Origin of the sequence: Shewanella sp. FJAT-51649, assembly GCF_019457435.1 — a bacterium.
Taxonomy (GTDB): Bacteria; Pseudomonadota; Gammaproteobacteria; order Enterobacterales; family Shewanellaceae; genus Shewanella; species Shewanella mangrovisoli.
Window position 1 is genome coordinate 3,357,509 of the sequence record NZ_CP080411.1, and the last position, 12,940, is coordinate 3,370,448.

The 12,940-nt window shown below is 46.9% G+C and carries 10 protein-coding genes and 1 other RNA gene; 4 read left to right on the forward strand and 7 right to left on the reverse strand.

Annotation, left to right across the window (positions count from 1 at the left end; all coding sequences use genetic code 11):
* Window positions 1–78: 78 nt before the first annotated feature.
* Window positions 79–1,728, reverse strand: a complete 1,650-nt coding sequence (gene aceB / locus K0H59_RS14815; RefSeq protein WP_220053557.1) for a malate synthase A — start codon at window positions 1,726–1,728, stop codon at window positions 79–81.
* Between the two features lie 835 nt (window positions 1,729–2,563).
* Here aceB and K0H59_RS14820 point away from each other — a divergent pair.
* Window positions 2,564–5,035 (forward strand): TonB-dependent siderophore receptor, encoded by a 2,472-nt coding sequence (locus tag K0H59_RS14820; RefSeq protein ID WP_220053558.1) that lies wholly within the window; start codon window positions 2,564–2,566, stop codon window positions 5,033–5,035.
* A gap of 68 nt (window positions 5,036–5,103) precedes the next feature.
* Here the strand turns inward: K0H59_RS14820 and K0H59_RS14825 are convergent, their stop codons facing one another.
* From K0H59_RS14825 to K0H59_RS14840, 4 genes are all read right to left on the reverse strand, one after another.
* The gene (locus tag K0H59_RS14825; RefSeq protein ID WP_220053559.1) at window positions 5,104–6,873 is read right to left on the reverse strand and encodes a monovalent cation:proton antiporter-2 (CPA2) family protein; all 1,770 of its coding nucleotides are present in this window, start codon (window positions 6,871–6,873) and stop codon (window positions 5,104–5,106) included.
* A gap of 221 nt (window positions 6,874–7,094) precedes the next feature.
* Window positions 7,095–8,822: a GGDEF domain-containing protein gene (locus K0H59_RS14830; RefSeq protein WP_220053560.1), complete on the reverse strand. Its 1,728-nt coding sequence runs from the start codon at window positions 8,820–8,822 to the stop codon at window positions 7,095–7,097.
* Window positions 8,823–8,885: 63 nt separating this feature from the next.
* Window positions 8,886–9,098 carry a hypothetical protein gene (locus tag K0H59_RS14835; protein WP_220053561.1) on the reverse strand — a complete coding sequence of 71 codons (213 nt, stop codon included), beginning with the start codon at window positions 9,096–9,098 and terminating at the stop codon, window positions 8,886–8,888.
* Window positions 9,099–9,142: 44 nt separating this feature from the next.
* Complete coding sequence (locus tag K0H59_RS14840) at window positions 9,143–9,934, reverse strand: SAM-dependent methyltransferase (protein WP_088210567.1); 792 nt, start codon at window positions 9,932–9,934, stop codon at window positions 9,143–9,145.
* A 403-nt stretch (window positions 9,935–10,337) separates the two neighbouring features.
* On the opposite strand from K0H59_RS14840, the gene K0H59_RS14845 reads away from it, so the two are divergent.
* Window positions 10,338–10,829: an outer membrane protein assembly factor BamE gene (locus K0H59_RS14845; RefSeq protein WP_039978606.1), complete on the forward strand. Its 492-nt coding sequence runs from the start codon at window positions 10,338–10,340 to the stop codon at window positions 10,827–10,829.
* A 75-nt stretch (window positions 10,830–10,904) separates the two neighbouring features.
* Here K0H59_RS14845 and K0H59_RS14850 read toward each other — a convergent pair whose 3' ends face one another.
* Window positions 10,905–11,240, reverse strand: a complete 336-nt coding sequence (locus K0H59_RS14850; protein ID WP_011623525.1) for an RnfH family protein — start codon at window positions 11,238–11,240, stop codon at window positions 10,905–10,907.
* Window positions 11,230–11,667, reverse strand: coding sequence for a type II toxin-antitoxin system RatA family toxin (locus K0H59_RS14855; protein WP_011623526.1), 438 nt, complete (start codon window positions 11,665–11,667; stop codon window positions 11,230–11,232). Before K0H59_RS14855 ends, K0H59_RS14850 begins: the two co-directional genes overlap by 11 nt.
* 253 nt (window positions 11,668–11,920) lie before the next feature.
* Here K0H59_RS14855 and smpB point away from each other — a divergent pair, with 253 nt between their 5' ends.
* The gene (gene smpB, locus K0H59_RS14860) at window positions 11,921–12,412 is read left to right on the forward strand and encodes an SsrA-binding protein SmpB (RefSeq protein ID WP_011623527.1); all 492 of its coding nucleotides are present in this window, start codon (window positions 11,921–11,923) and stop codon (window positions 12,410–12,412) included.
* 72 nt (window positions 12,413–12,484) lie between these two features.
* Window positions 12,485–12,839: a transfer-messenger RNA gene (gene ssrA / locus K0H59_RS14865) on the forward strand.
* The last annotated feature ends 101 nt before the right edge of the window (window positions 12,840–12,940 follow it).

Below are 12,940 nucleotides of genomic sequence, written 5' to 3' on the forward strand. Positions count from 1 at the left end.
TGGTTTAATTGGCGGCTTGACCGCCATAACGCATTCCATGTAAACGCATTCAGTGTTACAGCATTAAAACGCTAATCATTAAGCCGTTAGCATCTCGTAACCGGGTAAGGTTAAGAAATCGACCAACTCATCCGAAGTGGTAATATCCTCAAGCAATACCGCTGCTTGAGTAAATTTGCCGTGGGTGAATCTGTCACCGCCCACTTCTTTTTTCACATTCGCTAACTCTTCCACTAGCATGTCCTTAAACAATTGTTTAGTGACGGGTTTGCCGTTTGAGAGTGACTTGCCATGTTGGATCCATTGCCAAATCGAGGCGCGGGAGATTTCAGCGGTTGCCGCATCTTCCATTAATCCGTAAATCGGTACACAACCGTTGCCACTGATCCACGCCTCAAGGTATTGCAGTGCGATGCGAATATTCAGGCGCATCCCTTGCTCTGTACGCTCGCCATCACAGGGTTTTAATAACTCTGCGGCGAGGATCGGTGCATCCACATCACGGGTGATATGCAATTGGTTTTGATGATCTTGGCCTATGTATTCGTTAAAGATCCCCATCGCCGTATCCGCAAGACCCGGGTGAGCGACCCAAGTCCCATCGTGGCCATTACGCGCCTCAAGCTCTTTGTCCTTACGCACTCGTTGCAACACGGTTTCGTTCTGAGCAGGATCCTTCGCTGGAATAAAGGCCGCCATGCCACCCATCGCCAGTGCGCCACGTTTATGGCAGGTTTTGATCAGCAGTCTTGAATAGGCGCTTAAGAAAGGCGTATCCATGGTCACCGCTTGGCGATCCGGTAAAACGCGGTCGCTATGACGCTTTAATGTTTTGATATAGCTGAAGATATAGTCCCAGCGACCACAGTTGAGCGCGACAATGTTTGAGCGTAATTCATAGAGAATTTCGTCCATTTCAAACACTGCGGGTAAGGTCTCAATCAAACAAGTACATTTGATTGTGCCAGGCTGTAGGCAGAATCTTTCTTCAACAAAAGCAAACACTTTTGCCCACCAACGCGCTTCGATATGGCTCTCGAGTTTAGGAATATAGAAGTAAGGACCACTGCCCTTCGCCAGCAATTGGCGATAGTTATGGTAAAAGTACATCGCAAAGTCGAATAACGCGCCGGGGATGGACTGCTGGTTAAATTCAACGTGCTTCTCTTTTAAGTGCAGACCACGCACACGGCAGATTAATACCGCAGGATTTGGGCCTAGCTTGTAATGTTTACCAGTTTCAGGCGCTGTGTATTCAATCTCACCGCGCACGGCATCACGCAGGTTAATCTGACCTTCAACCACTTTCTGCCAGCTCGGTGCTAAGGAGTCTTCAAAATCCGCCATAAACACTTTGGCATTGGCATTGAGTGCATTGATCACCATCTTACGTTCGACGGGACCGGTGATTTCAACACGGCGATCGAGTAAGTCATTCGGAATGCCACGGATCTTCCATGCCCCGTCACGAATAGCGCGAGTCTCGGGTAAAAAGTCAGGCAAAGCCCCTTTATCGATACGCGCTTGTCTATCTTTACGTTTGGCGAGTAAGGTGGGCACTTCTGTCGCAAATTCACGGCAAAGTGACTCAAGCAACGCCAGCGCGCCTTCGGTAAAAATCACCTCCTGCCCTGGTATGGTATTTCCCACTAAGGCCAGAGTGCCATTCTCAGTGGCCTTATTCTGTGTCGAATTCAATTGCTGTTCACCTAAAGTGTGTTCCGTCATCTTCTCGCCCTCCCAAGAGGCTAACCTTTTGCTCGTTTACGACTCGTTACCAGCAAAGACATGAGTAACATGTACAAACATTCATCTAAAAACATTCAAATGTTCGTTTAGAACCAAAACTTACAGACAAACATTTGTATTTGCAACTATCCAAAAGTGCCATAACCGCTCAATAATTTGACCAAAAAACCTCTCAAAATTGGTCTGACCAAGATAAGAAATGCATCACAAACAATTGATAAATAACAACTATAAGATTTCAAGCTAAATAAGATTTTTCTTATCGTGAAATTTGTCAGACAACTTTACCACTCAAAGCTCATTGTAATTTTATACGTAATTTAATTACCGATCGAAAATTTAAATATACAGCATTTTTGACCTATTCGACCTAAGTAGAAAGCAGTGCGCGTTTTGAACTCCACCCGGAGGAAAGCGGTAAAAATCAACAAAACCAATCAATTAACAAAATAGAAACAGATTAAAAATTTAAACACTCGTTTAACTATTACGTTTACGTAAACAGTCAAGTAAATAGAGAGAGAGTGACAGGGATCACGGGTTATGTTTCTCGATCAAAAACCCGAGTCGATATGGTTAACCCAAAAAATAAATCACTTTTTTATAAAAAAAATGAAACAAATTAGAATTCTGACCCTGTGTTGCTTCAAATGAGGGCAACAGGTGATAGTGAAGGTCTTTATCCCCAACGCAGTTAACCGTATTTCGTATGTAAAGATAACCAAGGTTCATGGTCTTTTAAGCGCCAAACAAGGGGTTGCAAAGTAGATGAAAATCATTATCATTCGCGACCTTTCTGATTGGGGGACTTTCAATGCCAGTATTACAGCCTGTATTTCGCTTATCACTTATTGCACTCGCCTGCCTCAGTGCTTTACCACACACAGCCTACGCCGATGACACACCTTCCGCTCGCGATGAAAACGTCGAACGCATAACGGTATACGGCAGACAAAACTCTGTGGTGAAAAACTCAGGGCTGGCGACTAAGTCAGATATGTCCTTAATGGAAACCCCTGCGGCGGTTGTTATCGTTGACCAGGAGCTGATTAACAGCCAAGGAGTCGATAATCTGCAGGACTTGATTCGCAATATCAGTGGGGTGACTCAAGCAGGCAATAACTACGGCATTGGGGATAACTTGGTTATTCGCGGTCTTGGCGCAAACTACACCTATGACGGCATGTATGGCGGTGCCGGCCTTGGCAATACCTTTAACCCCACTCGCTCCCTAACCAATGTGGAATCCGTTGAGGTTTTAAAAGGGCCTGCTACTGGACTCTACGGCATGGGCAGCGCGGGCGGCGTGATCAACCTGATTGAAAAGAAACCGCAATTTGAATCCAAACACAAAATCACCACTGAAGTTGGCCAGTGGGATACCTACTCGCTCGCCATCGATAGCACGGGTGGAATCACAGATGATCTTGCTTATCGTTTAGTCGCCAAAACCGCCCGCAGTGAAGGCTACCGAGATTTAGGCGCCGACCGTGATGAAGTGTTCGGCTCACTCAAGTGGGTATTAAGTGATAGCCAAGATCTGATGCTATCAGGCGCGTATATCAAAGACGCCATTGCCGTTGACTCCATCGGCCATCCAATCCGTATCTACAATGCCGATTCTGTCGGCGGTAAAACCGCTGGCGAAGTCACTTGGCAAGATTTGATTAACGATCCTAAGGGTCAAGGCATCCAGCTAACCGACGAGCAGCGTCAGCAATTGGCGGCGTCGCTCGCCAGTGGTGATGGCTTAACTCCTTATTCCTTCGGTGACGCGGGATTAATTTCGCCCATGGCAAAGGATAATGAAGGTGAAGAATTAAGGTTCAAGCTGACCCACAATATCTACTTTACCGATAATCTGTTCCTCAACCAGCAGTTGCAATATCGCGACTACACCACAGGTTTTGCCCGTCAAACAGGCGCTTATAACTATGTGTATTGGAAGCGCAAAATCAAGATTGGCGGCGTACCGACTGATGTGATTAACGAAGATCCCCGCGCGCCACTGGTTGAAAATGGTGTGCTCTATCCCTTTGCCGCCAGACGTCAGGAATACCGCCAGCTCGATGCAGAAGAAACCTCATGGCAGTATTTTGCCGATCTGCGTTACGACTTCCAAATCGGCAATATCGACAACGAATTGCTGGTGAATGCTAACTACGAAGATCGTAACATTCGCCTCGAGCAATTCTCGATTTACGATGCAGATCAAGTCATTAAAAACAAACAAGGTGAAGTGATTTACCGTGGTTCGCTACCGTACATTTACGATATCCGCAATCCAAACTGGGGAACGGGTAAATTTGCCGACTACGATCCGCTCAAAACCGCCAACTACAACAAAAAAGTCAGCGCTTGGGGCTTAGGCGTGCAACATGTGGGTTATCTAGGTTATGGCTTTACCACCCGTGTTGGCGTGGCCTTTAACGAAATCAAACAGAGCTATGAGCACCTAGGTGTGGATGAGCGCTACAGCGCGAGTCAAGCGAGCCCCACTCCAGAGGAAGATAGCAAAGATAATGGTGTGACCTACAACTTGGGCTTAACTTATATGCCCATTGACGATTTATCGTTTTTCGTCAATCACTCAAAGGGCCGCACCGCCTATAGCATTCTAGGTTCTATCACTGGGGAAAATACCGACCGCGAAGACTCAGAATCCGTCAGTAACGATCTCGGTATGCGCTTTAAAGCCTTTGATGATCAAATGCTTGCTTCGCTGGTGTTCTTTAAAAGCTCACGCACTAATGTGCCTTACAACAACCCAGACTATAACGCTGGTGTGTCAGGTGCCGAGGTGCCGGTGTACTTTTACGATGGCAGCGAAGATACCCAAGGGGTCGAATTGGATCTCAATGCCCACCTAAACGATAACTGGCGCATCAACCTGAACGGCATGTATCAGGATGCGAGGGATAAACAAAACCCGAATGACAAAGCCAACTACGACAGCCGTCAAAAAGGTGTGCCCTATGTGACAGCCAGTGCTTGGGTAACCTATGGTGCAGACTGGTTTGCCTTAACAAGCCCTATTGAGCTGAGTTTAGGTGCCAAGTATGTGGATGATAGAAGCACGCACTCAAGCTCATTTGGTATCCCTGATGGTTATGTGCCGAGCTACACCTTAGTGGATTCTGCCATCAGCTATGCCACCGACTCCTGGAAGTTACAATTGAATATCAACAACCTATTCAATAAAGACTATTACAGTAAGGCCATGTTCCTCGGTGGTATGCCAGGCGAAGAGCGTAATGTGAAGCTTCAATATAGCTACAGTTTCTAAGCGTTTTCCTTAAGCCCATAAACAACAAGAGAGCCCATCGGCTCTCTTGTTTGTTTTAGCTAGCAGACTTAACTGACGTTTTCCCGGTCGCCACGCATCAGCGACTCCAACTCAGCTTTTCCTTTATTGGATAAATCAAGGAGCTTGGCTAAATCATGTTGATGGGCCGAGCTGGCTATCACCAGCTTTTTATCGTGCTCGGCAAAAATCTTCACCCGTTCATTGGCTTGCACCTGCGATAAGCCTAAGCCCTGCAAAATCTTCTCACTGGCGGATAAAGCCGAACCAAAGGTTTCACGGAACACATCGGTCACCCCAAGGCTCATTAATCGATAGGCATGGTTACGGTCCCGCGCCCGAGCAACGATATTGATGTGAGGGAAATGGGTTTTCACCTGCTGGGCAATTTCAATCGAATCCTCAACATTATCAACGGCCAGCAGCAACAGGCGCGAGCGTGCAATCCCCGCAGACATCAACATATCTAAACGTCTGGCATCGCCAAAATAGACCTCACCACCGTATTTGCGGATCACATCCACATGGCTGGCATCCTTATCTAAGGCCACAAACGGAATGCCCGATGACGCTAAAATCCGCCCAGTGATCTGCCCAACCCGCCCAAATCCGGCGATCACCACCTCAGATTCAGTCACATTAATGGTATCGGGCAAACGTGTATCCACCACCTTAGGTTTCGTGGCTCTAAAAAGCGTGAAAATCATCGGCGTGACTGCCATGGATAAACCTATGGCGAGCACTAAGATTTGGGCGATTTTATCATCCACTATGCTGGATAATTGCGCCTGCGACAGCAGCACGAAGGCAAACTCACCGCCTTCGGCCAAGATAAGGCCGAGGGCAATACTCGGGCGCCATGCATGGTGCCGTAAACGGCCAAGGAGCATCAGCACGAGAGTCTTAATCAGTAACATGCCCAGCAAAATCGCAAGTATGAGTAAGGGATCGGTTAAAAACAGCTTGAGATCCATACTCATGCCCACGGCCATAAAAAACAGCCCAAGCAGTAAGCCCTTAAAAGGTTCAATATCGGTTTCAAGCTGATGTCGGTAGCTGGAGTTCGCCAACATAATTCCGGCTAAGAATGCGCCCATACCCGCCGACAGCCCTAGCCACTCCATCAATTCGGCGCTGCCCATCACCAGCAACAATGCAAAGGCGGTTAACACCTCACGAACCCCGCTGCTGGCAACAAGCTTAAGTACCCGCGGTAACAGATATTTGCCCACTAACACAAAGCCCACTAAGGCCACACAGGTCCAATACCATGGCACCGCATGGTGCTCAATCTGGGCCGAATTAGGTGCAAGGTAAGCGGTTAATAGCAACATGGGGATCACGGCGAGATCTTGCATTAACAACACCCCAAAGGCATCACGGCCAAGCGGAGTGGTCAGTAGTCTATGTTCGCTCATCAGCTGCACCGCAAAAGCCGTCGATGATAGTGATAACGCTGCGCCCACCACTAATGCCGCCTCAATGGATAAGCCAAATCCCCAGGCTAAACCGCCAATTGCCGCCCAAGAAAGGAGTAACTGACCACTGCCGAGACCAAAGATGGCGCTGCGCAGCTCCCATAACTTGCTCGGATTGAGTTCAAGCCCGAGGACAAACAGCATCAGTACCACACCCAGCTCGGCAAAATGCAGCACGGCGGCGGGATCAGACACCAGCGCCATGCCTCCGGGGCCTAGAATCACCCCGGCAGCGAGATAAGACAGAATCGGTCCTGCGCCAAAACGTTTGCCCAAGGGCACAAAAATCACCGCGGCCAATAAAAATAACAATACAGAAGTGAGCAGACTCGACTCTTCCATTAGGGCTCCACAACGTTAGCGAAAGGCAAAAATAGGGGGATAGCCTTAAGCAAAAAAGCTTCGGCTACCGCTGGCAATCATACTCTAGTTAGACAGGAAAAAGTGTGAAAAATTGGCCTAAAAATCATCGAAAAAAACAAGAAATAAGCGAAACAGCGAAAGAAGAAATCTACGTTACATTAGCCTAAACAGTCAGTTACACAGACAATACAACTCGTACGCTACTGCCTTGCAAACTGACTGGTAATATTGGTGGCGCGTTTATCTGAGGCTAAAGCGTCCTCATAACAGAATACACTGTTACGACCATTGGATTTTGCGGCATACAGCGCCATATCGGCACGGTGCAGCAAAGGGTCTAGGCTTAAGTCTTCTTTTGTCATACCGCTGACCCCAAAGCTCGCGGTGATAGTAAATTTATGCCCCGAGAGATGCGTATCAATGGCTTCGAGTCGTCGACGGCATTGTTCGGCAACTTCCATTCCCTTTTCCTCATTGGCATAGGGCAAAAACAACGCAAACTCTTCGCCGCCAATCCGGGCAAACACATCGCCATTACGGACATGGGGTTTTAATACTTCCACGACTTTTTTCAGCGCCCAGTCACCCGTGCCATGGCCGTAGGAATCATTAATCCGTTTAAAATGGTCCAAGTCGAATAAAATCACGCAATAATCGCCCCCTCGGGCAGCGGCTTGCACAAACAAATTTTCGCCCAGATCTTGCCCCGCACCACGGTTAAGCACGCCCGTCAATGCATCCATTCTGGCCATGCGCATAAAACGCCGTTTTTGCAAATTGCCTACCACTAACAAAATCGCGAGGAAAAACAGCCCGCCCACTAATATGGTGATAAACATCAGCATATTAGTGTACTCGCGCTCTTTTACCGTTTGCTGAGCGATGTAAAGTTCGCGCTCTTTATTCAGCAAGTTGATTTCACGCGCCTGCTCATCGGCATTAAACTTAGCCGCTTGATAAGCAAGGGTTTTCATCTTAGATTGGTCAAAAATCAGTTGATTATAATGTTGCTCTTTTCTGGAGTATTCATAGGCTTGCTCAAATTGTTTGTCCGCCGCCATCAACTCGGCAAACACTTTGTAGGCAATATGCTTATGTTCGATATAACTATTATCGTCGGGAAATGTGAGCACTTTAACTGCGTGACTTTTTGCTTGAACCAGCTCACCCGTTGCAAAGTAATTCTCAGCAAGTAGTGCATGCACATGGCTGATTTCTAATTGAAATTGAAAAGCTTCATACCCTTTTAACGCTAATAGCAAAATCGCTCTCGCGCCTAAATAGTCACCCCGCTCCTGCAAAACCACCCCTTTGCCTTTCATCGACATAGTCGCCAAAAGGGGAAATTGCTTCGCATCACAATATTGACGGCTATCTTCGAAGGCGTCGAAGGTGTCGGGACTTTTCACACCGAGCAAGTAAATCGCCCGCAGCAATTTGGCATGGCAAATATCGCGGACATCGGTTTCCTGAGCGAGTTGTAACACCTTATTGGCATAGAGGCCCATATCGCTATAAGCGTCCATTTCAGAATAAATATTGGCAATTCTTAGATAAGAGTGACGTTTAATCGTAATATCATCGATATTCACCACTAGGGCTAATGCTTTGGCGACAGCCGATAAGGCTTTGTCATAGTCGCGCATCCCTATATAGACCGTGGCTTGATAGCTATAAACCGATGCTAATAATTCAGAACTTGTGATTAAGGTTTCGGCCTGATGCAGATCGTCTAACGCTTTGGCATATTCACCTGTGAAAAAATAACCTATCGCTCTATCTATCCTCAGTCGGCCTTGTTGCACTGAAGTTAATTTGCTGAATTCTTTCTCATATTCGGCCAGTTTTTTCTGCGCGGCGCTAAGATCAGATTGCAGTAATACATCAAGCTCATTGAGTGCCTGATCAAAATCGAGAGAGTTAGCCATCAACGCTGTCGAACACAAAGCAAAGATGGCTAATAGGGCACAACGCAACCGTTTCAAGATAAGTTAATTATTACCGTGATTAACTAAAACAAAGGTTTGATAATTTTGGTCGCCATTCAAGACTTTTAGCTTTTCAATATCCCCAGTCATTACAGCGTTAATTTCTTCATCCGTTAACCCATGGGCACGCATCACCGCCTCAGGATTCTGTTTATAGTCTTCCATTAACTGCGCATCTTGGCCTAGCTGGGTAAAAAAATCCGATAATGCAGACATGTTTTTTCCTTATTGTTAATAATGACTCAATATCACACTTCAATTTAGCCCAAATCTTCGGGACCGATCCCTAACTTAGCCAAAATAGCATAGTTGTACTCCAGCTTTTTTGCAGGCGGAATTAACAACGTACTAATCGGCGTTAAGTGTGCTTGGGGTAAATTCGCTAAAGGTAAACGCTCGATACGCGGGGCTTGGATTGGCAAATTAGCCGCTTCGTAGATGACCACCTCATGCTCGAGCGGGTACCATTGATTTAACTGCTCCACGAGGATCTGCAACCTATCACTCGAGGTATGAAATTGGGTTAGGGTATGTTCGCCCGCAATCGCGATTTGCCAGAGTAATAAGTGAGTGGTTGGATCCGGCACATGGTTGAAAAACATAAACTGGCTGGCTTCAAAGCTTTGATGCCCTGAGTTGCCTGGGTCAATCCCTAAGTCGGCCCAAAGGCAAGCTTCGGCCGAAATCCCCGGCTCCATCTTGGCCGAAAACCCTTCGGCCTTGGCGCGAGTTATCGCCATATGGGATACACAGGCAAATACGCCCGGATGACCATAGAGTGCACACACGGTTTTTTTACCCGCTCTCACCGCATCTAGAATGGCATTGACCATTTGCTCGTAGGTGTCTCGGCGATTTTTAACTTCCCCATTTTGCGCATAAAACTGCTGCAAATTGATGACATTGGGGTTGAGCTTCGTCAGCCAACGCTGCGAAAAACCGTCGGGTAAGAGTGAAAATACAATATCGGCATGTTCAATATAGCTGCGGCTTAATACGCTAATTTGCCCCGCGAGCTGTAACCCCGTACCCACACAAACGAGTGATCCCAATGGTCTCTCCTAAAAATGCACTACCGCAGGCTGATTGATGCACTCAAGCCATAACCTTGATAGCAACCGCTAAACCCTATGCTACTCCCTAAAGTCGCGAGAAAATGCTAACACCATCAAAGTAAAACACTTTCACAACTTTACCCATGTTTTCACAACATTGCTACATGACTATTTCGACTTTGCTTAACTTTACGGTTTTTCAGCGCAATTTACCGCGGGGTAGCTTATTTAAGCGCAATCATCAGCATAAAAATCTTCACTCATCGCGAACTAAAACGCGTCGCTTAGGTCGAAAACTCACACAATTGCAACGATAAGCGCCGCAACGCCCAATTACCCTTGTCATAAGGGGGAGTGCTTGGGTATGATGGCCGCCAGATTTTCAGAAGTAGCGCATACAATGATCAATAAAAAGCAAAGTCTTACCCTGCTGAGTGCCATTGCGCTCTCAGTTTCGCTCAGTGCCTGTAGCGTGTTTGATTGGCTGATCTATAAGCCCGATATTCCGCAAGGCAACTACATGGAGCCGCAACAGGTTGAAAAGTTGCGTATCGACATGACCAAAGAGCAGGCCGAATACATTCTTGGGCGCCCAGTATTGCGTGACAGCTTTGCCGATGACACTTGGTATTATGTGTACCACTATAAGAGTGGCCGTGATGCGAGCATTACCCACAAAGAACTGATCCTGCACTTTACCGGTAACAAATTAAGCTTAGTGAAGGGCGACTATGAATTAAGCCCAGAGTTTAATACGCCGCTTGAGCAGAGTAAGTTACCTATGGCCAACACCGCTGAGTCTGCGCCGCTCGTGCCAGCACAGCGTCCAGATGAAAAGCCATTAGTGAAAGAAAATCAAACCGAAGCGCAAGTTCAAAAGCCAATCAAGTAAGCACACTGGTTTAACACTTACCTTAAAAACAAAAAGCGCCCATGGCGCTTTTTGTTTGTTCGTGTTACGGACAAATTAAGACACCCGTCCACCGGTCACTTTATTGGCACGACCTTCATCCTTGGCCTTATCGGCACGGCGACGGCGCACATCCTTAGGATCGGCGATCAGCGGGCGATAAATCTCCACTCGCTGCCCCGGTAGAATCACTTGGTCATGCTTAACCACATTGCTAAACACCCCAAGCTTTACCGTTTCTAAATCAATCTCAGGGAAAAAACTCACCATATTGCTCTGACGCACTATGTCAATCGCGCTCGTGCCGGGCAATACGCTAACCGAAATCACCTTTTGCTGAGTCGGCAGTGCATAAATAACATCGACGACGAACTTATCTGCTTCATTTGTCACTGTAAATTACCTTAGCGCGGCTGGTAAATGCCGTCACCATTGACACCATAAGATCATTAAACACTTTACCAAAAGCCATATCGACCAATGAGCTGGAAAACTCGAAATTTAAGTCAAACTCCACCTTACAGGCATCTTCCGTCAACTCGGTAAAACGCCACTGGCCGAATAAGTGTTTAAAAGGCCCATTTTCAAGTCTTAACTCGATACTCTTTCCCGGCACCACCTGATTGCGCGTAGTGAAGGTCTTACGGATCCCCGCCTTACTCACATCGACCGAGGCCACCATGGTTTTACCATCAAACTCAAGCACTTTACCGCCAACACAACCGGGTAAAAACTCTTTGTACGACTCAACATCATTGACTAAATCATACATTTGCATCGCACTAAAACGAACTAACACACTTCGAGAAATTTGCGGCATAGGGCTTGGCACTCTCAATCTAAGTAAACACGCTGTCTCAAGCGAACTCCGCGCGCCCTACTCTCTAGGGAAGCTAACAAAATTGGTTTGGATTCTACCACGATACTTAAAAAACGCACCCCTCACATATCCCTATGATGACTAAGCAAAACCGCATAAAAAAACAGCAATAAAATGATGGGGGCTTGAAATAGCCCAAATAAACCCTTATATCCATTTCAAATTGATTCACCGTGCGTATAATGGCGCCACTATGGTAAAGAAAAACTCAAAAAAAGCCGCGCCTGCGACGATCGCACGCAATAAGCGCGCAACCTTCGAATACCGTTTCGAAGAAAAAATGGAAGCTGGCATTTCCCTCATGGGATGGGAAGTGAAGTCTATCCGTATGGGTAAAGTAAACCTATCGGACTGCTACGTCTTCTTAAAAAATGGCGAAGCCTTTATGCATGGCTGTACCATTATTCCGCTCAATACCGCCTCCACCCATGTGGTGTGCGACCCGATTCGACTGAAGAAATTACTGTTAAGTCGTAAAGAGTTAGACAAATTAGCCGGTCTTGTTGAGCGTCAAGGCTACTCGATTATCCCTATCTCCATGTACTGGCGTAAAGGGGCTTGGGTCAAAGTAGAAATCGGCCTAGGTAAAGGTAAAAAAGACCACGACAAGCGTGAAGATACCAAAGCACGCGAGTGGGAAGTGGAAAAAGCCCGCGTAATGAAAAAGGAAAAAACGCGCGGATAATGAACAAACGATTGAACTTGCAGCAAATGATACTAGGTTATCACCACGCTACGAGTTACAATCAACTTTCTTGGGGGCGATTCTGGATTCGACAGGATTCACGAAACCCTGGGAGCATGCCGAGGGGCGGTTGGCCTCGTTAAAAGCCGCAAAGTTATAGTTGCAAACGACGATAACTACGCTCTAGCCGCTTAATGCCGCTAGCCATCTACCACACGTTTCGCACATGGGCAGTGGATTTGATGGTCATCTCACATCGTGCTAGCGAGGGAACCCTGTCCGGGGGTGAACCGCGAAACAGTACCGGACTCACCGTGTGGGATCCTGTCTTTCGGAGTTCAAACGGTTAAACAATAGAAAGACTAAGCATGTAGCGCCTTGGATGTAGGTTTTCTGGACGCGGGTTCAAGTCCCGCCGCCTCCACCAAATAGTAGAATCGGGACGTCTCAGGACGTCCCTTTTTCTTTATTAACTCTTTGTTTTACATCATGTTGAAGATTTCATAGCGTCTCATGAAATTTCACTTT